Below are 19,938 nucleotides of genomic sequence, written 5' to 3' on the forward strand. Positions count from 1 at the left end.
AATTTATCTTAAACCATTATAAACAGCACAGGCCTTGTTTTTCGACAAGGCCTGTGCTGTTTATATAATATTATTATTTTTACTCCTCAACCACTTCGCTGTTAGTGCTCACCGGTTCGGGCGTTTCCTGTTTAAAATAACGTTTCTGGAATAACAGTATCATAATCACACCTACTGATATTGCGGCGTCGGCCAGGTTAAATATCGGACTAAAGAACTCAAATTCGGTACCACCCCAAAACGGAAACCATTGCGGATAAGTACCCCTGATTAGCGGGAAGTAAAACATATCAACCACCCTGCCGTGAAACCATGGCGCGTAATCAAAAATTTTACCGTAAAAAACACAGTCAATAATATTACCCAGTGCACCGGCTAAAATTAAGGCTACGTTCATTATTAGTCCGCGATGATACTTGTGCTTTATTAAATGCACAAGGCCAAACCCGATGGCTATCACAGCCACTATGCGAAACAGGGTTAAGGTTAGCTTGCCTAATTCTCCGCCAAGCTCCATGCCAAACGCCATACCGTTATTTTCGATAAAGCGCAGCATACCACGGTCGCCTAAAAAATGAATCCTTTCATCAAGATACATATGGGTCTTCACCCAGATCTTGATCGCCTGGTCGGCCAATACCACTAACGTGGCTACAAGGAAAGGTTTAACGTACGATGCCTTCATTAATTCTGTCGAAGTTTAGCCTCCATGCTAAGCGTTGTATGCGGCACAGCGCGTAAACGCTCTTTCTGAATAAGCTTGCCGGTTTCGCGGCAAACACCATAAGTTTTATTTTCAATACGTACCAGTGCAGCGTCAAGCTGCTCAATAAACTTTTTCTGCCTTGCAGCAAGCTGGTTTATCTGCTCCTTCTCTAAAGTAGCTGAGCCATCCTCTAAGGTTTTGTAAGTACCTGCAGTATCGTCAGTACCGTTAGCGTTTGGCGAGCTTAATGATGAAGCAAGGGCGTTAAGCTCTTCTTTAGCGGTACGCATTTTTTCTAAAATGATGTCTTTGAACTCTTGTAGTTCTGCGTCAGAATATCTGGTCTTTGTGGTTTCGTTTGCCATTATATTTTACTTAAAGAAATCAATAATTCGTTTTCGTCAATATTTGTTAACTCACCTTCGCTAAGCTCATTGTTAAACTCAATGGTATCAGCAAGTATCTCGGCCTTTATGTACGCTATGTTAGCGTTCACGGCATCGATAATTGCGGTACTGTCAGTCTTGATGCGCACGTTAATTTTATCGGTCACTTCAAAATCCTTGCTCTTGCGGAGGTTCTGGATACGGTTTATCAGCTCGCGCGATATACCTTCCTTCTTCAGTTCGTCAGTCACTGTAACATCTAAAGCAACGGTTAGTTTGCCTAAATTTGCAACCTGCCATCCCGGTACGTCTTCAGCTATGATCTCAACATCGGCTATTGCTATCTCGAAAACCGAACCATCGATCTCGAAAGTTGTTTTGCCTTCCTGCTCAAATTTCGCCAAAGCCTGCTGATCCAGGTTAACAATAGCATCGGCAACGGCTTTCATGCTCTTACCTGCTTTAGGGCCTAATGCTTTAAAGTTAGGTTTTATCTTCTTTTTAATAAACCCGGCTGCGTCCGTAATATATTCAATATTTTTGATATTCGTTTCAGAAAGTATCAGCTCTTTAACCTGCTCTACCTGATGCTCAAAGTTCCTGTCGAGTATAGGCAGCAATATTTTGCTTAACGGCTGGCGCACGTTTATGCTGCTTTTTTTACGCAGCGATAATACCAGTGATGATATATCCTGCGCTAACTGCATACGTTCTTCCAGCTCCTTGTTTACCAGGTCGGCATGGTACTCCGGGAAGTAAGCCAGGTGTACAGATTCAAACTGCTCTTTACCGGTTACCTTATTCAAATCGTTGTATAAACGTTCGGCAAAAAACGGTGCCACCGGCGATATAAGTTTGGCTATAGTTACCAGGCACGTGTAAAGCGTTTGATAAGCTGATAATTTGTCCTCAGAATTTTCTGATTTCCAGAAACGCCTGCGGCTTAAACGGATGTACCAGTTGCTAAAGTGCGCGTCAACAAAATCCTGAATGGCGCGTGTAGCACGGGTTGGCTCAAAATCAGCATAAAACTCATCAACCTCTTTGGTTAAGGTGTTTAATAACGATATGATCCAGCGGTCAATCTCCGGCCTTTCGTTTAAGGCAATTTCAGGTTCACTGTAAGTAAACTTATCAATATTGGCGTAAAGCGCGAAGAATGAATAAGTGTTATATAAAGTACCAAAAAATTTACGGCGTACCTCATCCAGGCCATCAATGTTAAACTTCAGGTTATCCCAAGGCGATGCATTACTGATCATGTACCAGCGGGTAGCATCGGCGCTGTATTTTTCAATGGTTTCGAAAGGATCGGTAGCGTTACCTAAACGCTTTGACATTTTGTTGCCGTTCTTATCCAGCACCAAACCGTTTGATACCACGTTTTTAAACGCGATACCGGCATTACCAACCGCCTCGTTTATGCCTTTGATCTCGTCGCTGCTTTCGCTCAGCATTACCGCTATGGCATGCAGGGTAAAGAACCAGCCACGGGTTTGGTCAACACCTTCGGCTATAAAATCAGCCGGGTAAGCGTTTTTAAATTGATCAGCATTTTCAAACGGGAAATGCCATTGTGCATAAGGCATGGCGCCTGAGTCAAACCAAACATCGATCAGGTCAGGCTCGCGCAGCATTTTATTACCGGTTGATGAAGTTAATACCACATCATCAACATATGGGCGGTGCATATCATCAAGCTTAAAGCCTTGCGGCATGTGCCCTGCTGCAATAGACTTCTCAATCTCCTGGTTCAGCTCTTCAATTGAGCCGATGCATTTTTCTTCGCTGCCGTTCTCCTCGCGCCATATAGGCAGCGGGGTGCCCCAGTAACGTGAGCGCGAAAGGTTCCAGTCTACCAGGTTTTCCAGCCAGTTACCAAAACGCCCTGTACCAGTAGATTCAGGTTTCCAGTTGATGGTTTTGTTCAGGCTAACCAGTTTATCCTTAACCGCGGTGGTTTTGATAAACCAGCTATCGAGCGGGTAATACAAAATCGGTTCATCCGTACGCCATGAGTGCGGGTAGCTGTGCTCGTATTTTTGTACGTTAAAAGCCTTGTTATCCTCTTTAAGCTTAATAGAAATAAGCACGTCGGTCGGCTTAAAACCGGCTTCTTCGCGCTCTTCCTTACTGTAATATTCTTCTTTCACATATCGGCCGGCAAAGTCGGTTACTTCGTCAACAAAGCGGCCTTGCTTGTTTACCAAAGGCACTTCTTTGCCTGTTTCATCCAGCACCATTACTGATGGCACGTTGTTCTCTTTACAGGCCCTAAAGTCATCCGCACCAAATACAGATGCTGTGTGCACAATACCGGTACCATCACCGGTAGTTACAAAGTCAGCCGGGATAACGCGGAAAGCGTTCTGCTCCAGGTCAGTATTGGTTACATACGGCATCAACTGGTGATAGCGCAAGCCAATAAGATCAGAACCTTTGAACGAAGTTTCCAGGCTCCACGGAATAACCTTGTCTCCTTCTTTATAAGCGTCAAACGATACGTTTTCACCTTCCGTTTTAAAATATTTGCCTACCAAAGCCTTCGCCAGTACTACGCTTACAGGCTTAAATGTATATGGGTTTAAAGTGGCAATCTTTACATATTCTATATCCTCACCTACAGCCAGCGCGCAGTTTGATGGAAGCGTCCACGGCGTAGTTGTCCAGGCTAAAATAGCTGTTTCCTCACCCGGCTTACTGAACAACAACGGCATCAGCGGATGCTGCTGGTCATTCTTCAGAAAAAACTGGGCGGTGATGGTGGTATCTTTCACCATTTTGTAGGTACCCGGCTGATTTAGCTCGTGCGAGCTTAAGCCTGTGCCTGATTTTGGTGAATAAGGCTGTACGGTGTAACCTTTATACAACCAGCCCTTGTTATAAAGCTGTTTTAGTATCCACCACAATGATTCGATGTACTCGTTTTTATACGTGATGTACGGATCATCCAGATCTACCCAGTAACCCATTTTTAAGGTAAGGTCATTCCAGATGTCAGTATAACGCATTACCTCCTTGCGGCAGGCCTCGTTATAATCCTCAACTGATATGCTTTTACCAATATCGTCTTTAGTAATGCCCAGTGATTTTTCAACTGCCAGTTCAATAGGTAAACCATGGGTATCCCAACCACCTTTACGCTCTACACGGTAGCCTTTCAGGGTTTTGTAACGGCAAAAAATATCTTTGATTGAACGCGCCATTACGTGGTGAATGCCGGGCATACCGTTGGCCGATGGCGGGCCTTCATAAAAAGTATACGGATTATCTGCAGGGCGGCTGCTGATACTTTTTTCAAATATGTTGTTCTCTTTCCAAAACGCCAATATCTGTTTACCTGTTTCGGATAAGTTTAACTGTTTATATTCGTTGTACATCAATGTGTTCTACCTCAATTTTTAGAGGTTGCAAAAATACGGATTTTTTAGTTTAGAAAGTTATACATTACAGGTTAAATAGCTATTAAGTAGTTCGTTTTTACATGAAAAAGGTTATACGCAGCTTTGGTTACGCTTTTAAGGGGATAAGTTATGCTTATACTACTCAACTGAATTTCAGGATACACAGCGCCGCTACCATTATAGCTGTTGCATCGGGCCTACTGTTGGGCATCAACGCCAGCGAATGGCTATGGATAGCTTTGGCTATAACGCTGGTAACTATTACCGAAATGCTGAATACGGCCGTTGAATTGCTTACCGACCTGACATCGCCCGGGTACAATAACAAAGCCGGGCACGTAAAAGATATTAGCGCGGGATGCGTGGTTATTGCCGCTGTATTTGCTGTGATTACCGCGGCTGTTGTATTTTTGCCCAAACTGCTTTTGTTAGTAAACCATGCTGCATAAAACCCGGGGTATTATTTTCAGGACGACTGATTACAGCGAAAGCAGCGTAATTGTGCAGATTTTTACGGAGAAGTTTGGCCTGCAATCCTACATCATAAATGGGGTAAAAAAGCCTAAAGCTAAAATACCCCGCAACATGCTGCAGCCATTGCATTTGGTTGACATGGTTGTATATCATAAAAACAACGGTGCAGTACAGCGTATATCAGAACTGAAAGCTACGCCGGTTTTGCAGACTATCCCTTACAATGTTATTAAAAGCTGTATTGCTATTTTTTTGAACGAGGTGCTGTATAAAGCCGTAAAACAGCAATCGCCGGATGAGCAATTGTTCGATTTCATATTTAACGCTATTGAATGGTTGGATCACCAAGCAAAGGGCCTCGCTAATTTCCATCTGCTTTTTCTGGTGCAGCTTACGCGATACCTGGGCTTTTACCCGGACAGGGCCAATGCAGACAACTCAGCATATTTTGACATGAAGAACGGAGTGTTTTCCAACTGGAAGCCTGAAAGTATACTATACCTGTCCGCCCCGCACACACAAAACTTTGCCGCCCTGCTGCGAACCAACATTGCTAAACCCGAGCAACTAAAGATTGACAACTCGGAACGACGCTATCTGATAGATAAGATACTGGAGTATTATGCGTTGCATGTTGAAGGTTTCGGCAACGTTAAATCGAACGAGATACTGGAAGAAGTATTAAGTTGATTTCCGGGGAATAAACCCGAAAATCAACCCTGCAAGGCAATTAACCCAGCACTCTCTTTTTGATGTATTCAATGGTTGAAGCGGGTATTGGCGCCCCTTGCACCTGCTCAACCGAACCATCTTTATTAATTTTGAGATCAGAATGTAACGTTTTGTCGATAGTAACGCGTAATATATCCTGTTCTTTCTCTACCTCGCAAGATAGCTCACGCTCAGAGTAAGAAATCGTAAAATGGTATCTGCCGTCTTTTTCGGCTGGTGTGATATCAGTCATAACTATTGGTTTTTTACTGTTAACGCCTGAAATAGCAGATATGTTTAAGCAAATAATTTAAATATAAATGTTTAAACATCAAACCTGATTGGATATAAAAAAAGAGAAAGCAGCAACTTTCTCTTTCATATATTAACTGACCTCATAAAATTTACCATAAAGAACGTTTTGTGTTAGGACGATAAATTATACGGATCAAATATACATTTTAGAAATTTAAAAAAACTAATTTTTATTCCTTTTTTAACACATATTTAATATAAAACACCGATAAATAAGGCGTTTTCAGATTAAAATTATTTAAACGACATCTTAAAACGTTAAAAAATTAATATTTCGCAACAAAAATCCATTTTTCTGCTTATTTATTACGAAAATTTAAAAAAAAGAGAGGATAGCGTAATTTTCCACATTGAAGTGCTTTTCCACATTCCTTACCATAACCAAGCGATTTATATCTGTTATAAACATTTGATTCCGGCAACCTTGAACAGAAAGTTAGGCTTTAAAAAAATAATCAGCTGGCTATCAACGATTAAATATTTTTTCAAAAAATATTTTTGAAAAAATAAAAAAACACCCTATGTTTGCAGTCCCAAAACAAAGGAACGCTACTAAAAGCCAACCAAGTTAAAGGGAGCATAGCTCAGCTGGTTCAGAGCATCTGCCTTACAAGCAGAGGGTCACAGGTTCGAATCCTGTTGCTCCCACTAAAAAGCCCTTCAGAAACACTCTGAAGGGCTTTTTTTATTGATGAAGTTTTGTAAAAAACTTTTATCTGTTTATCACTTTTGTACAATGTTAGCCATGATTAGGCCAACAACAGTTAAGCTAACACTTTTTGAGTAATCAACTTCTATTACAAACGGTTAATGGCTTCGATCAAACCACGAGTATCTTGCTGAACAGATCGTACACTTGCCTGTAGTTGATTATGCATATCGGCCAAATGTTGCACATCCTGCTCAGAGAAATAACCGCCTGAATTAAAAAAGCGAACTTCGTCTGTGCTGTCAACTTTTCCATTGAAAACAAATAGCACCCATCTCCTTTTTAATGTTTGCAACAATGATGATTCGCCGCTGTTGCTAAAAGTTTTATCCATCATAATGCGCCATAAAGCTGGTGGAAATGATGTATCGGTATTGTTCTCATTCCATACGTTTGTTAGCAAGCCTTTTCCACTTTGTAATTTGATTTTTTTACCCTTTGGATTAAGTAACATAAAACCTAATCCGGCACCAGCTAATCCACCGCCAATGTTGATACCTTTATTTACATTATCATTCTTTATTAATGCCGTAGAAACAGAAACAGCTGCGGCCGTGATAATTGAGGCGACCGTTAAGCGACTTGTGGTGTGGCCATTCTTACCATCAAGATACCTTGCTAATTGCTCATACCGCTCGCCATTACAGTCTAATTCGGCAACAATGGCTTCTATCTGCGTATTAAACAGTAATATTTTTTCAATCAATTGCTGTTTGGCAGCAAGTCTGTCTACAGAAGACGAGCTATTTAGATAACTCACAAGTATTTTATTAAGCCCAAGATGCGATGCCATCTTAAGGTCGTGCATATTCAACTTTGCACGAATCGAAGGATCTGCCAAACGACCATCTTCCAAGCTTAAAGAGTCATCCTGCTGGTATTTTATAGCCGGGGCACAGTAATCATTTTTTAATGCGGCGATCTTTGAATTGCCTTTACGCGTAGCGCAGGAAGAAAAGCACCCTAATAACGTTATAAGTACTAACGGCAACAACGCTGCAATACGAAGATTATAGTTAAATCTCATTAGCATCCTGTAACAGATTATGCGGATTAAATATACAAATATTGCACATTGTAAACGACTGCTACATGAAAGGAAATACTATGATGACAAGGCAAACAGCACATTGTTAAATTGCTGAACCCGACCCCAAATTTGGCGAGCGGAATAGGTCATGACGTTACCTTCGATCCCAAATTCCACTCACCCCTCCTACTCTTACTTAATGGTGTAGCTCTTCGTGGCTACTTCTGTCAGCCTGAAATAACCGAAGGCGTAATTATCACGGTTGGTTTGGTTAATGATATTTCCGCGAACGGCGCTGGGTATGGTCGGGAAAGGGTTACCATCATTACCAGAAGCTACGATCAGCTTGAACATATAATTGTAATAGCTTTTGGAAATGCCGTACAGTTTGATGTCCACCTTGTCTCTGGCCTTTAATTTCTCGTGCGAATAGGATTCCGAATTTAAGTTACCATTGGTGAATTCGTCATCTTCAACTTCCAATTCCGGGAATACGGTGTGCGGTTGGGTAACGCTGCTCAGATAAGCATTCTTTTGGCTGGCATCGTCCTGGTAATAAAAGGTGATCTCGACTTCATCACCAACCTCACCACCTTTGTCGTTCTGTTCAATGTTGTCTTCAATTTTCGGAACAGGCATGAAGGTTTCTGAGGCCGTGTAGGTCTGGCCGTTCAAAACAATCTTCAAATTGTAAATCTCACCGATAACAGGTAAAAAGTTATTGCAAATGTACTCCCCTGTTCCCGGCTTCTCAACAAAATTAAAAACACTATTTGCCGAATTGGTTACCGTTACCACAGCGCCTGCAACGCCAGGAAATTCGGAGCTGTAATACCCTGTGGTGGTGGTCAGCACAATCTTCTGCTCGTTGCCGGATGTATTTTTCACCCAATCGATAGAAGCATCCACTACCAACCTTGGTGGCGCTGTTTTAAGATCCTCTTTAATAACTTTTTCGCATCCCGTCAGGATTAATGAAGCGAATAGGATTTGTATTATTTTAATTAATTTGATTTTCATTTTGATTAGAATAAATAGTGATATTAAAACTTTACGTTATAGGTTACGCTCGGCACGATACCGAAAATGGATATCCTTTTTGTCTCGTTCCTTCCCGTTTCTTCATTTTGGCGGAATGAGTACGATGCCGCATTGTTTCTGTTGTAGAGATTGTATATGCTGAAATTCCATTCGCCCTGCCAGCCTTTTTTCTTGTCAGGTTTAGGCGTATAAGTGGCCGATACATCCAGGCGATGGTAGGGTGATAAGGAATCCCCGTTTCTCACACCATAACTGGCCACGGTAACGCCCTGGTACAGGTATTTTCCATTAGGAAAGGTTGCCGCTTTTCCGCTTTGGTAGGTAAGAATGGCTCCAAAAGACCATTTTGGACTTACGGTATAAGCGCCGGTTACAGACAGGTTATGCATCTTGTCGTAGTTCGCCCTGTACCATTCCCCGTTGTTAATGCCTGGCTCATCGGCTGTTCTGCCTGGCGTTCTTTGCTGCGCCCTGGAAAGTGTGTAGGATACCCAACCCGTCAGCTTGCCTGTGTTTTTCTTTAGCATCATTTCCAGGCCGTATGCCCTTGCTTCACCATTCAATAGCACTCGTTCTACCGCGTCGATACCCAACAGATCAGCACCGTCTATATAATCTGATTTGTTCTTGGTCTTTTTGTAGAAGGTTTCCGCTTCTAAGGAGTATTTATCGTCTTTAAAGTTGTGAAAGTATCCCAGTGCTACCTGATCCGATATCTCCGGTTTAAGATATTTGTCAGAAGGGGCCCAAATATCAAGTGGTGTGGCCGAGGCGGTGTTAGAGATCAAGTGTACATACTGGCTCATCCTGTTATAACTCGCCTTAACCGAATTATCATTGTTTAATGCGTAAGCAATAGCTAACCTTGGCTCCAGGTTGTCAAAACTTGCAATTTTCTGATTTTTCTTATAGTTGATCGTTCCCGTTGGTTCTGCCTCTTCATAGATATTCAATTCCCTGTTGTAAAGAAGCGGCCGGTCATTGGCATATGTATAGACTTCCTGCGCGCCTACCCGCTGAAAGTTGCTGTACCGAAGGCCATAATTCAGGGATAGCTTATCGGATAAGCGCTGGTCGGCACTGATATAGGCTGCGCTTTCATAGGCATATTTCTTAGCTATCTGATCCGGGTTGATGGCGGAGGTGGCTCCGTACGGCTTGATCGTTCCCGGGTTGAAATCATAGTAAATGGCATTCAGACCATAGTTTAAAGTCAGGTTATTAGAAACGTAGTGTTTAAAATCATATTTCAGGTTATAGTTCTTCACATTTGCTTTCCAGTCAAGGCCAATAACCTTGATCTTGATCCGATAGTCGTAATCACTGTAGATTGCTGACGCGTTGGAGAATATCTTGCTGGAGAAGATGTGATTCCACCTTAAATTAACCAGTTTGTTGCCGTACGTGTTAATAAAACTGTTGTTAAAGTTCAGGTTATCGTTGCCAAAGTATCCCGAAACAAATACATTATTCCGATCACTGAATTTGTAGTTGAACTTGGTGTTCAGGTCATAGAAGTAGGCTGAGCTGGATTCATTCGCCAACTTTAGAAAAAGATGCGCGTATGAACTTCTTCCGGCAACTACAAAAGAACTTTTACCCTTGGCGAGCGGCCCCTCAACCAGCAAGCGACTGGAAACCAGTCCAATCCCGCCGTTAACATGAAACTCCTCGTTATTGCCTTCTTTTTGATAAATATCGAGTACGGATGAAACCCTGCCGCCGAAGTTGGCCGGTATGCCCCCTTTGTAAAGTTTCAGATCCTTGATCACATCCGCGTTAAAGACGGAGAAGAAACCGAATAAGTGTGAGGTATTATATACAGTGGCTTCATCCAACAATACCAGGTTGCCATCTACGGATCCACCCCTTACATTGAATCCCGTTGCCCCTTCCTGGGCATTGGTAACCCCGGGAAGCTGCAGGATCGATTTAAGCACATCCACCTCACCCAAAACTGCCGGCATTTTTTTAATGGTGGCGATAGAGAGTTTGTTGGTACTCATTTCCGGTTTGCGGATGCTGGCCTGCGGCGTATTTGTTCTGACGGTAACTTCATCCAGCGTGCGGCTGCTTTCCGTCATACCAAAGTTCCGTTTGGTGTTTTCGTTAAGCGTGACAGTTTCTTCCAGGCGATCATACCCCACGTAGGTGATGACCAGGGTGTAAGTACCTTTGGGCAAGGTGGTGGAGTAAAACCCGTAGGAATTGGTTGTTAAACCAACTTTCGCTTCAGGGATGTAAATACTCACGCCGATGAGTGTTTCAGTGTTTAATCTGTTAGTGATTGTGCCGCTGAGGGTAACCTTCCCCTGGGAATAGGCCTGAAGCACCGAGGCAAAGAGGAGTGCCAGCGCGGGTAGGATTCTGCTTTTCATTTAAAAAAGTTTAGAGTTAAATGCTATGTTTTCGGCTAAACTATCTTATTACAGAACCCCGTATTTTTATATATACCAAACCTGTTTCTTTATATATTAAAGCAGCTTTTAGATATAGAAAAATAAACGCGCATGAAGGCTTTGGCGAAAAAGACCAGCATAGTAAAAATGAAATGCGCCTGATTATTGCCTCTTGATACAATAGATTTAAATGTGAAGCTTTGGAAATATAAGATTGGAGGCATAGCATCACTATGGCAGAATTTTGGGAAAAAAGTTTTCAGGACAAACAGGAAATGTGGGGATGGGAACCGGCTGATTCTGTAGCTGAAACAGTTGAATTATTTAAGCGAAACGGGTTAAATAAAATACTGATACCCGGTTTCGGTTACGGTAGAAATGCTAAACCCTTCTATGACAATGGATTTAACGTTACAGGAATTGAAATTTCTGAAACAGCAATTGATTTAGCTAAAAATCATTTCGGAGAGAGCGTCAAAATCCACCATGGGCCGGTCGGTTCCATGCCTTTTGACCAGGAATTGTATAATGGCGTATTCTGCTATTCTCTTATACATTTGTTAGGCCCGGCAGAACGGTCAAAGCTGATAGCCGAATGTTATCAACAACTTGAAACCAATGGCTATATGGTTTTCATCACTATCTCTAAAAATGACCCCAGATATCGGGAAGGTGAAATAGTAGACAAGGACACGATCAGGAAGAGTTATGGTGTCACTTTGTATTTCTACGATCCGGAATCGATACAAGCTGATTTTGGCGATTACGGCTTAATCGAAGCCAGAGAAATTACCGAACCGAAAGAGAATTTGGGAAATAAACCGACGCAGCGTTTTTGGTATATCGTCTGCAAAAAGTGATCGTTTATAATTGACAAATACTCGCTAAAAGTCTGTTGTTGCATTACTGGCCTTATTAAAAAAAAAGGGGTACAAAACTGAACCCCTTTCTTTGACAGATAATGCGGTAATTATTTTAGCGCGTAATTAAGATAGCCGCCATCCGCAACAATCTCAGTTCCTGTGATGAAGCTTGCGGCATCAGAAGCCAGGAATAACACTGTTTTAGCAATTTCGTCAGGATCGCCCAACCGTTGAAGCGCTGTAGCACCGGCTAAAAACCCTTTTGCTTCTGCAGGTATTACAGTATCTAAACCAGGTGTTTCAACAGGGCCCGGACTTACGATGTTGACGCGTATCTTTCTTCCTGCCAATTCATTCGCGGCAATTTGGGCTATTTTGTTCAATGCGCCTTTTGTAGCAGAATAAATAAGAGACCCGGCGTTAGCAGCGGTGGCCGCTGTTGAAGATGTAAATAACACTGCCGACCCATCCTTTAAGTGTGGAAGTAATTTTTGCAACGTAAAGAAATGCCCCTTAACGTTTGTGTTAAATTGCGCATCAAAGTTTTCTTCCGTTACTTTTTCCATTGGCTCAAATACCCCGATCCCCGCGTTAAGGAATAGTACATCTAATTGCTGCCCACTTTCCGAAACTGCTTTTTCAAGAACCGAGATACCTTCGAGTTTTGAAGTGTCTGAAACAACGGTGAATAATTTTGGGCTATTTATTTGTGCGGCTGCCTTTTGCAGATTCTCTGCTTTTCTGCCTGTAATCCAAACATTTGCTCCCGCTGCTATAAATGCTTTAGCTGTTGCCAGGCCTATGCCTGTAGTGCCGCCGGTAATCACGACGTTCTTATTTGTAAAGTTCATAATTAAATTTTTTAGTTACTTTTGTAGTCTGTTTTTCGAACTACAAATGTATACAAAAGTAGTTTTAAAAATGAACTGCTTTTTATTTTGACACTATGGAAACAATCGAAAGAAGATCATCATGCCCAATCAACTATTCGGTAGAAATTTTTGGCGATAAATGGATGCTTTTGATCTTACGGGATTTAATGTTTAACGGCAAAAACTCCTTCCTGGAATTTAGGGCATCAGCCGAAAAAATATCTTCGGCCGTACTTACCGAAAAGCTGAACATACTTTTAAACGAAGGTATCGTCACTAAAATAACCTCGCCAAAAAATGCTTCAAAGTTCTTGTACCTGTTAACTGATAAGGGTATTGAATTGGTACCTTTTATGGTTGAAATTCTTAACTGGGGCTCCAGGTACAATCCAAACGGCGGCCCCAAAACATTGCTTGAGGGAATAAAAAAAAACAAGAAGAAAGCAGTTACTGAAATACAGGACAAATTGAGGAGCCAGCGGCAATCCCTTATAGAAAAACAAGCCGACACTTTTTAGAAGCAACCTGCTTTAGTATCTAAAAAATTCAACTACCTAATTTGGTATATAATTATCGGGCTTTGGTATAGTAAGTTCTTTTTAATTCCGGAGGTTTACTTGATTTGCCTTAGATTTAAATTTATGAGTATACCTCTACACGCAAAAGCTATAGATACCAATTGGATGCTACAGTGGATTGTTGCAGCAAAGTACAAATTTCAACGTCATTTTTTTGTGATCGTGTTTTGTATTATTGTTTTGTATTACAGCCCGGCGGACTATGTAGAACCTTTTGAGACCTATAACCGACTGGTTATTTTTATCCAGATCATATTACTGGCCTACTGGAATATGTATCTTTTAGTGCCCAATTTTTTATTCAAGAAAAAATATCTGAGCTATGGAATTTTTGCGCTTTTAGGCATCGTGCTTTCGTTTTACATTCACGAGTGTTTTGCTTTTTACTTTAAGCATAAAGCACTTCCTTACCAGGATGACACTATTAACTTTATTACCTTTTCCTTCATGATCATGATGCTTATTATTGCATCAGCAGCGGTCAAAATATTCCAGCAATGGATATCTGACACGCAACTGATTTATGAACTGGAACTGGCTAAAACCAATACTGAACTGGAGCAGCTCAAAAACCAAATCAACCCTCATTTTCTTTTTAATATGCTCAACAATGCTAACGTATTAATTGAGGATGATCCGAAAAAAGCCTCGCAGGTGTTGGTTAAATTGAGTGACCTCCTCCGGTACCAACTTTATGACAGCTCAAGAGATAAAGTTCTGTTAACCTCAGAGATCCATTTTCTGGAAGATTTTTTAAACCTGGAGAAAGTCAGGCGAGACAATTTTAATTTTTTAATATCTAAGGAGGGTGAATTGAGCGGGGTTCAGGTTCCTCCGCTGTTATTTATATCATTTGTAGAAAATGCGGTGAAACATAATAACGACGCTGCAAAACTATCCTACCTGAACCTGTATTTTGATGTGCGCCATAACGAGCTTTTTTTTAAATGCGTAAACTCTAAACCCGCGGTAAAAGCAGTTAGTAAGCCCGGAGGATTAGGTTTAGCTAATATCAAAAGACGGTTAGCGTTAATGTTCCCGTCATCACACGTTTTGCAGATAGACGACCATCCTGATACATACAGTGTTACCTTATCCTTAAATTTAAACAATGAACTGTATTATAGTAGATGACGAGCCGTTGGCCAGAAAGGCTATTGAAAAACTGGTTCACCAAACCGATAATCTGGAAGTTATCGGTTCATTTAACGGCGCAGAATCAACAAAGGTTTTTCTATCAAAAAATGCGGTTGACCTGGTATTTCTGGATATTCAAATGCCCGGCGTGAATGGTATTGAATTTGCCAAAACCATTCCTAAAAAAACCTTAGTGGTGTTTACAACAGCTTTCCACGAGTTTGCCTCCGAGAGTTATGAAGTAGACGCCATTGACTATTTGATTAAACCCGTAAAATTAGAGCGATTTAAAAAAGCGGTTGAAAAAGCTCAAACGTATTGTAAGCTGTTCCATACTGAACAAGCTAACAGCAACATTGAAAACATTACTACGGATTACATTTTTGTAAAATCAGAACGCAGGATATTTAAAGTTCATTTTAGCGATATACTTTATATCGAAGGCTTAAAAGATTATGTGATCATCTATTTGGCAAATCAAAAGGTGATCACCCTGATGAATATTAAAACTATTCATGACTTGTTGCCAAAAAGTTCTTTCGTCAGGGTAAGCAAATCTTACATCATCAATGTAAACAACATTGATTCTGTGGATAACAACACGGTTTACATCAGAGAAAATGAAATACCGATCGGCAATGTTTACAGGGATTACTTCTTTAGTGAATTTGTTACCGGTAAAATTTTAAGTAAGTGATATAGCGTAACGGTTGCAGTTGTTTAGCAGGAGGGAATATATTCAGCAGTCATTAACTGCTATATTTTATTTTCAGGAAATCATTACCTAATCTCACTTGGTAAAATACCAAAGTATTTTTTAAAGGCCTCAGACAAGTGTGATTGATGTTTGAAGCCCACCTCGTGCGTAACCTCACGCACGGTTAATTTCTTATCAATTAGTAAATGCCGCGCATGTTCCATTTTAAGGCGGGTAACGTAGCCATAGATGGTTGTTCCAAAATAAGCCTTAAAGCCACGTTTAAGCTTAAACTCATTTAAGCCGACTAAACGTGACAGCACTGGTAATACGGGCGGATTAACAAATTGTTCATCCAGCAGATCGCGGGCATGCTCTACCTTTTCTTGCTCGGCGGGTGTAAAGGTGTTGGTTTCACTTAACTGATCGTGCTGTATCTGCTCCATTTGCAACATCAGCAGCTCCAGTATTTTTGCCTCGGTAAACAACCGTTTAAGTTCACCCGTTTTACGGCATTCAACAATGTCATTAATAATCTGCCGCATCTCGTGCGAAACCAGCAAATCTTTAGCTGATATTGAGGTGTACTTGCCATTCTTTATCTCCTCAACAAAGTCGGCATGCAGTATAGAGTCTTTGTTAATTAAATGAAAATAATATTCCTTGGAAAGTACTACCAGGAAATAGCTGTAATTAACGCCCTTAGTAAGCTCATATTTGCCGGAGAGAGAGGGAATATACCTGATATTATGGCGGGCGCCGCCCCTTGGCTTTTTGCTGCCCTTGTCATCACCTGCGGGCATATTATCGTAAAAAATAAATTGCGAGTTAATGGTTTCGCCTTCAATCTCAAACAAAATGGTGGCAGGTTCGGTAAACTGCATTTTTGCATGCATTAAAAAAACACCACCCGAGCTGAGCATATAATTAGAAAATTCATGAACAGGCGGCCGCTTAATCGTCATGCGCTTTTCGGCCAATGGCGTGCCGGCGTTAAACGTATCAGGCAGTTCTTCGATGAACAGCCAATCTTCAAATCCCTCTATTTTTGATTTAATGTGCATTAGTAACAGTTGTGCCTGCCGTACCCATGCCAAACCAGCATGGGTACACAGGGCTTTTTTTGTTTAGTGATTAAAAGGTTGTGTATGTACATTAATCTGTAACTGTTATGGTACCCATTAATGGTGAAATCACGTTATCATCACCTTCTACATTTACCACCACAAGAGTGATACTATTAGCAGGGAAATCGACAGGCACTTTTACTTTTATTTCTGTATCGCTTATGCTGATTATGTCAGCTTCAACAAAATCCCGACGAGAGTAGAGTAGCCTGACTTTGGCTGCAATACCGCTACGATAGTATTTAAGTGCTCCATTAGAATTTGTTATAGTTATCTCTCCTCCTCTTTTCACAGTTTCTTGCGCCAAATCAAAGGAAAGCGTCGGCGGTCCAATTAATATAGAACCTTTAACTATATTGTGTGTACCGCTAATTACACGTACCCGGTAACGGCCGGTGTCAATACCAGCAGGTATTGGGGCTGAAATGCGTGAAGCTGAGAACTCGGTAAAAGTAGAAGCCGGTACTTGAGTTTCTTTATTCTGAGAATTGATTAAATATATTTTTGTTTGATTGGTATCGGGCAATAAATATTCGCCGGTTATTGATAAACCATAATCTAACTGAGTATCGCCAACCTCAATTGTTGGTGTTGGCTGGTTTACCAATGCTTTTAATGTGTAGGTTTTTGTACTGCCATCAGCTGCTTTAACCTCAAACGTTACACCGTCCTTATATTCAACTTCACTGCCTGATTGGGGCGTAACAGTTGCACCTTCAGATACTACAATAACTGGCTTCACTTTAGCCGGAACTGTCTGAAAAGGTGGGTAATAAACAATGATGCTTGCACCGTCAATAGATGCTTTAATATCGTTGCCTGCGGCATCCTTAATGGTAAATTGCTCAATATTGTTATAAGGTAAGGCCGGGTATTCCTTTTTACAGGATGATAAACCTGCCAATACCGCAATAATTAAAATAAATGGGTAAAATTTTCTGATCACTGTAATGCGTTTAATGCCGATCATTTTTAAACATGTTTAATAAATGCGTGCTTTTTCCACGTTAAAAGCAGTTGTGCCCATTACGGGCACAACTGTGTTACTGAGGCAATTATAAGTTGTTAATTACACCTGTTTTAATGGTGTACACACCCCTGTTGCTGGTTGCAGTACCCTGACCAGCTGCTGCTGTAACCTGGATGGCATAAGGACTACCGCTTGCAGGAGTTACCAGTATAAAGAAGCCTGCAATTGGCGTTACGCCACCCGGAACGGCATAGTTATACCAGCCATTAGGTGTGCCTGTAGTTGATGTGTTGCGACCAACACTGGCAACAGCGCTACCTGTAAAATCGGATATTTTTAGTGAAGCGAATGTTTTTGAAGTGTTATACAGTGTTTTCAGCGTTGAACCTGAAGGCACTTGAATAACAGAGTTATTAGTGCTGGTAAAATGCACATCAACACCTAAAAAAGTAGCTACGCTATCCTGAGCACCTGTAGCCAGATCAACATAAATGGTACCGTAACCTGCAGGGCCTAAAGCCGGGTTAGCATAACGTCCGTTAATGGTGTAGGTAGCGCTGCTTGGCACCGCGTTGGTTGTTAGGTTTGATTTTGATGAAGCTGATGACTCAGGCACAGCAGCATCTTTTTTACATGATACGGCAACAATGGCGATAGCGGCAATTGCGGTTACTGACCTTACGGTGCTGAATAATTTGTTTTTCATTGTTTTTAAGATTAAAAATGTAAATAGATTTGATGTATGTTAGTCGCTCTCCGTACGCTAAAGCGGAATAACCTTTGTTTATTTGGATGTTACTGTTAATGCCCCAACCTTAGTTACTGTAGGCCAGCCCTCAAACTCAAAGTTGTAAGTGGCAGTATAGTTATACACACCTACCGGCAGATCGTCAGGCGTTTTAAGGGTCATCTTCAGCCTGTCGTAACTTAGTATGGTAAGCGGATAGGTTTGATTGTTAACCGTGACCGAAGCGGCTTTCAGGCCAACAAACACCGTGTTAAAAGCATCAAAACTGATCTCACCACCTTGCTTAACCTCGCGGCTGGGTATCAATAAATCAGGCTGCTGAAATGTGATATGTACCGGTTTGGTAAGTTTGGCTGTATGGCCGGCAAACGCTACGGTAACATCGTAGTAACCCGTATCAATAGTTGCCGGTATAGGCACATTAAACAGGGTGTAATCATTGCCTTCAGTTTGCATACCTGAAGCAGCCATTGCAAGGTTTACCTTTTGCCCTGAACCACGTTTGGCAAGTTCAATACCCACCGCCTGTGCATTCCGGCTTTGAAAATTGCCTTTGATGCTCGGCAACACCCCTACCGGATTAGCAACCTGTTCGTCGGTTGCGAGCCAGTCAATCTCAAGTGAAGTGATGGATTGATTGACAATTTTCAATGTGTAAACATTCTTACTGCCATCAACGCCTGTTACTGTGTATTTAACATCTTTAGCGTTTACTGATACCGGCAGTGCCCGTTCGCTAAGCTTAGCCCCTTCAGACAGTGTGATCTCCGGGTCAATCACTACCATGTTATAGTAAAATGGCACGTAAACAGTTATCGTTTTTTCTATATTATCAATAGCGCCATAAATCACCGTATCCGGCAGGTTAACCACTTTATATGAGGTTATCTTGCTTTGTGGCAAACCAGGCAGATCCATTGTTTTAGTACATGATGCCATGCCTGCCGCAACCAGCAACAATAGTATAAATTGAATAAGTTTTAGTTTCATTTTAAGGATGAGGTTCAGATTACTTGATCTCGAATTTGGTGCTTCCTTTAGGTACAAGCACATACTCAAAAGTGAAATACATATGCGGAGTATCTTTAAACCACTTATCAGGAGTAAAGGCATCTTTGTAGCAACTGATCATTTTAATTTTAGCCAGATCGCCTGATGCGGTGCGAACTACCAGCGTGCGCGACTCAGGCATAGCGTAAGCCACATGCTTTTTTTGCTCACTGCCATCGCCGCGGATAGTACCGTTAAAATCGTACAGGTACCAGCCGGTTCCATCGCCAAATGCGCCAAGTTTGTCAGTACCATAAGTAGCTGATGTTGAAAATTCACCGCTTGCAGGCACGTCGGTAATCTCTTCAAACGGCTTTTCCAATATCAAAATACCACCGGCTCCGTTAGCTCCGTAGCCTTCGTTCTTTTCATCTTTACCGTTGTTTGATCCGATGAAGCTGTTATACAAACTACCAAAGCTGATGTCCCAACGGGCGGTTTTCTTAAACTCAGCGGCTACCTCTTCCTTATTTTCAAGGCTGAAATAAACTACCGGTGGCGGCGTGGTTGGCTGGCTGTCGTCTATCGGTGCCAAAAAATTCTCTACTCGTTGTATTTTATAGTAAGGCACCGTGCCGTTAGGGTTAGGTGTTTCAGTTCCGGTTTTGTCATCTGGCACAACATCGTTATCTTTTGAACATGCTGTAAACAGCACACTCACTACTGTCAGCATAAAAAACCATCTTCCTGAACTTTTTAATAATGATCGCATCATGTTTTG

General features: G+C 41.6%; 19 protein-coding genes and 1 tRNA gene. 7 read left to right on the forward strand and 13 right to left on the reverse strand.

The genetic code is table 11. The features are described from left to right. Positions 1-79 precede the first annotated feature (79 nt). From LT679_RS10190 to ileS, 3 genes are read right to left on the reverse strand one after another with little or no spacing between them, the layout of a single operon-like run. Positions 80-685: a lipoprotein signal peptidase gene (locus LT679_RS10190; protein WP_232177407.1), complete on the reverse strand. Its 606-nt coding sequence runs from the start codon at positions 683-685 to the stop codon at positions 80-82. Beyond that, positions 685-1,071 (reverse strand): TraR/DksA family transcriptional regulator, encoded by a 387-nt coding sequence (locus LT679_RS10195; RefSeq protein WP_232177408.1) that lies wholly within the window; start codon positions 1,069-1,071, stop codon positions 685-687. The genes LT679_RS10190 and LT679_RS10195 overlap by 1 nt, the downstream gene beginning before the upstream one ends. Continuing rightward, positions 1,071-4,472, reverse strand: coding sequence for an isoleucine--tRNA ligase (gene ileS, locus LT679_RS10200; RefSeq protein WP_232177409.1), 3,402 nt, complete (start codon positions 4,470-4,472; stop codon positions 1,071-1,073). Before ileS ends, LT679_RS10195 begins: the two co-directional genes overlap by 1 nt. Positions 4,473-4,576: 104 nt before the next feature. Between ileS and LT679_RS10205 the strand changes: the two genes are divergently transcribed. Both LT679_RS10205 and recO read left to right on the forward strand, forming a co-directional pair. Then, the gene (locus LT679_RS10205) at positions 4,577-4,945 is read left to right on the forward strand and encodes a diacylglycerol kinase family protein (protein ID WP_232177412.1); all 369 of its coding nucleotides are present in this window, start codon (positions 4,577-4,579) and stop codon (positions 4,943-4,945) included. After that, positions 4,935-5,660, forward strand: a complete 726-nt coding sequence (recO, locus tag LT679_RS10210) for a DNA repair protein RecO (protein WP_232177414.1) — start codon at positions 4,935-4,937, stop codon at positions 5,658-5,660. Before LT679_RS10205 ends, recO begins: the two co-directional genes overlap by 11 nt. Before the next feature lie 40 nt (positions 5,661-5,700). Here recO and LT679_RS10215 read toward each other — a convergent pair whose 3' ends face one another. Then, positions 5,701-5,934 carry a hypothetical protein gene (locus LT679_RS10215; RefSeq protein ID WP_232177416.1) on the reverse strand — a complete coding sequence of 78 codons (234 nt, stop codon included), beginning with the start codon at positions 5,932-5,934 and terminating at the stop codon, positions 5,701-5,703. Positions 5,935-6,569: 635 nt separating this feature from the next. Between LT679_RS10215 and LT679_RS10220 the strand changes: the two genes are divergently transcribed. Next, positions 6,570-6,644, forward strand: a tRNA-Val gene (locus tag LT679_RS10220). Between the two features lie 149 nt (positions 6,645-6,793). On the opposite strand, the gene LT679_RS10225 is transcribed toward LT679_RS10220, so the two are convergent. From LT679_RS10225 to LT679_RS10235, 3 genes are all read right to left on the reverse strand, one after another. Beyond that, positions 6,794-7,732, reverse strand: a complete 939-nt coding sequence (locus LT679_RS10225) for a hypothetical protein (protein WP_232177418.1) — start codon at positions 7,730-7,732, stop codon at positions 6,794-6,796. 195 nt (positions 7,733-7,927) lie between these two features. Continuing rightward, positions 7,928-8,755, reverse strand: coding sequence for a DUF4249 domain-containing protein (locus LT679_RS10230; protein ID WP_232177420.1), 828 nt, complete (start codon positions 8,753-8,755; stop codon positions 7,928-7,930). 23 nt (positions 8,756-8,778) lie between these two features. Beyond that, positions 8,779-11,154: a TonB-dependent receptor gene (locus tag LT679_RS10235; RefSeq protein WP_232177422.1), complete on the reverse strand. Its 2,376-nt coding sequence runs from the start codon at positions 11,152-11,154 to the stop codon at positions 8,779-8,781. A gap of 254 nt (positions 11,155-11,408) precedes the next feature. On the opposite strand from LT679_RS10235, the gene LT679_RS10240 reads away from it, so the two are divergent. Continuing rightward, entirely contained in the window at positions 11,409-12,035 is a 627-nt protein-coding gene (locus tag LT679_RS10240) for a class I SAM-dependent methyltransferase (protein ID WP_232177424.1), read from the forward strand. A gap of 110 nt (positions 12,036-12,145) precedes the next feature. Here LT679_RS10240 and LT679_RS10245 read toward each other — a convergent pair whose 3' ends face one another. After that, positions 12,146-12,889: an SDR family oxidoreductase gene (locus tag LT679_RS10245; RefSeq protein ID WP_232177426.1), complete on the reverse strand. Its 744-nt coding sequence runs from the start codon at positions 12,887-12,889 to the stop codon at positions 12,146-12,148. A 95-nt stretch (positions 12,890-12,984) separates the two neighbouring features. Between LT679_RS10245 and LT679_RS10250 the strand changes: the two genes are divergently transcribed. The 3 genes from LT679_RS10250 to LT679_RS10260 all read left to right on the forward strand — a co-directional run bounded on the left by LT679_RS10250 (position 12,985) and on the right by LT679_RS10260 (position 15,322). Further along, a complete protein-coding gene (locus LT679_RS10250; protein WP_232177428.1) occupies positions 12,985-13,428 on the forward strand; it encodes a winged helix-turn-helix transcriptional regulator in 444 nt (147 codons plus the stop codon). Positions 13,429-13,551: 123 nt separating this feature from the next. Then, positions 13,552-14,622, forward strand: coding sequence for a sensor histidine kinase (locus LT679_RS10255; RefSeq protein ID WP_232177430.1), 1,071 nt, complete (start codon positions 13,552-13,554; stop codon positions 14,620-14,622). After that, positions 14,600-15,322, forward strand: a complete 723-nt coding sequence (locus LT679_RS10260; protein ID WP_232177432.1) for a LytR/AlgR family response regulator transcription factor — start codon at positions 14,600-14,602, stop codon at positions 15,320-15,322. The genes LT679_RS10255 and LT679_RS10260 overlap by 23 nt, the downstream gene beginning before the upstream one ends. A gap of 83 nt (positions 15,323-15,405) precedes the next feature. Here LT679_RS10260 and LT679_RS10265 read toward each other — a convergent pair whose 3' ends face one another. From LT679_RS10265 to LT679_RS10285, 5 genes are all read right to left on the reverse strand, one after another. Further along, the gene (locus tag LT679_RS10265) at positions 15,406-16,386 is read right to left on the reverse strand and encodes a helix-turn-helix transcriptional regulator (RefSeq protein WP_232177433.1); all 981 of its coding nucleotides are present in this window, start codon (positions 16,384-16,386) and stop codon (positions 15,406-15,408) included. Between the two features lie 91 nt (positions 16,387-16,477). Further along, complete coding sequence (locus LT679_RS10270) at positions 16,478-17,419, reverse strand: DUF5018 domain-containing protein (protein WP_232177435.1); 942 nt, start codon at positions 17,417-17,419, stop codon at positions 16,478-16,480. An 85-nt stretch (positions 17,420-17,504) separates the two neighbouring features. Then, positions 17,505-18,125 (reverse strand): Vmc-like lipoprotein signal peptide domain-containing protein, encoded by a 621-nt coding sequence (locus tag LT679_RS10275; protein ID WP_232177437.1) that lies wholly within the window; start codon positions 18,123-18,125, stop codon positions 17,505-17,507. A gap of 78 nt (positions 18,126-18,203) precedes the next feature. Then, positions 18,204-19,157, reverse strand: a complete 954-nt coding sequence (locus LT679_RS10280) for a DUF5018 domain-containing protein (protein ID WP_232177439.1) — start codon at positions 19,155-19,157, stop codon at positions 18,204-18,206. A 19-nt stretch (positions 19,158-19,176) separates the two neighbouring features. Beyond that, positions 19,177-19,932 carry an HmuY family protein gene (locus LT679_RS10285; protein WP_232177440.1) on the reverse strand — a complete coding sequence of 252 codons (756 nt, stop codon included), beginning with the start codon at positions 19,930-19,932 and terminating at the stop codon, positions 19,177-19,179. Positions 19,933-19,938: the final 6 nt, after the last annotated feature.

It is taken from the genome of Mucilaginibacter roseus (assembly GCF_021215455.1).
GTDB classification, from domain to species: domain Bacteria; phylum Bacteroidota; class Bacteroidia; order Sphingobacteriales; family Sphingobacteriaceae; genus Mucilaginibacter; species Mucilaginibacter roseus.

Excerpts from the sequence above, each read along its gene's own strand:
- LT679_RS10205 (WP_232177412.1), top strand. The coding sequence starts at position 4,577 with ATGAAAAAGGTTATACGCAGCTTTGGTTACGCTTTTAAGGGGATAAGT.
- LT679_RS10275 (WP_232177437.1), bottom strand. The coding sequence starts at position 18,125 with ATGAAAAACAAATTATTCAGCACCGTAAGGTCAGTAACCGCAATTGCC.
- LT679_RS10250 (WP_232177428.1), top strand. The coding sequence starts at position 12,985 with ATGGAAACAATCGAAAGAAGATCATCATGCCCAATCAACTATTCGGTA.
- LT679_RS10240 (WP_232177424.1), top strand. The coding sequence starts at position 11,409 with ATGGCAGAATTTTGGGAAAAAAGTTTTCAGGACAAACAGGAAATGTGG.
- LT679_RS10255 (WP_232177430.1), top strand. The coding sequence starts at position 13,552 with ATGAGTATACCTCTACACGCAAAAGCTATAGATACCAATTGGATGCTA.
- LT679_RS10265 (WP_232177433.1), bottom strand. The coding sequence starts at position 16,386 with ATGCACATTAAATCAAAAATAGAGGGATTTGAAGATTGGCTGTTCATC.
- LT679_RS10285 (WP_232177440.1), bottom strand. The coding sequence starts at position 19,932 with ATGATGCGATCATTATTAAAAAGTTCAGGAAGATGGTTTTTTATGCTG.
- LT679_RS10195 (WP_232177408.1), bottom strand. The coding sequence starts at position 1,071 with ATGGCAAACGAAACCACAAAGACCAGATATTCTGACGCAGAACTACAA.
- LT679_RS10190 (WP_232177407.1), bottom strand. The coding sequence starts at position 685 with ATGAAGGCATCGTACGTTAAACCTTTCCTTGTAGCCACGTTAGTGGTA.
- LT679_RS10230 (WP_232177420.1), bottom strand. The coding sequence starts at position 8,755 with ATGAAAATCAAATTAATTAAAATAATACAAATCCTATTCGCTTCATTA.
- LT679_RS10280 (WP_232177439.1), bottom strand. The coding sequence starts at position 19,157 with ATGAAACTAAAACTTATTCAATTTATACTATTGTTGCTGGTTGCGGCA.
- LT679_RS10235 (WP_232177422.1), bottom strand. The coding sequence starts at position 11,154 with ATGAAAAGCAGAATCCTACCCGCGCTGGCACTCCTCTTTGCCTCGGTG.
- LT679_RS10270 (WP_232177435.1), bottom strand. The coding sequence starts at position 17,419 with ATGATCGGCATTAAACGCATTACAGTGATCAGAAAATTTTACCCATTT.
- LT679_RS10215 (WP_232177416.1), bottom strand. The coding sequence starts at position 5,934 with ATGACTGATATCACACCAGCCGAAAAAGACGGCAGATACCATTTTACG.
- ileS (WP_232177409.1), bottom strand. The coding sequence starts at position 4,472 with ATGTACAACGAATATAAACAGTTAAACTTATCCGAAACAGGTAAACAG.
- recO (WP_232177414.1), top strand. The coding sequence starts at position 4,935 with ATGCTGCATAAAACCCGGGGTATTATTTTCAGGACGACTGATTACAGC.
- LT679_RS10245 (WP_232177426.1), bottom strand. The coding sequence starts at position 12,889 with ATGAACTTTACAAATAAGAACGTCGTGATTACCGGCGGCACTACAGGC.
- LT679_RS10225 (WP_232177418.1), bottom strand. The coding sequence starts at position 7,732 with ATGAGATTTAACTATAATCTTCGTATTGCAGCGTTGTTGCCGTTAGTA.
- LT679_RS10260 (WP_232177432.1), top strand. The coding sequence starts at position 14,600 with ATGAACTGTATTATAGTAGATGACGAGCCGTTGGCCAGAAAGGCTATT.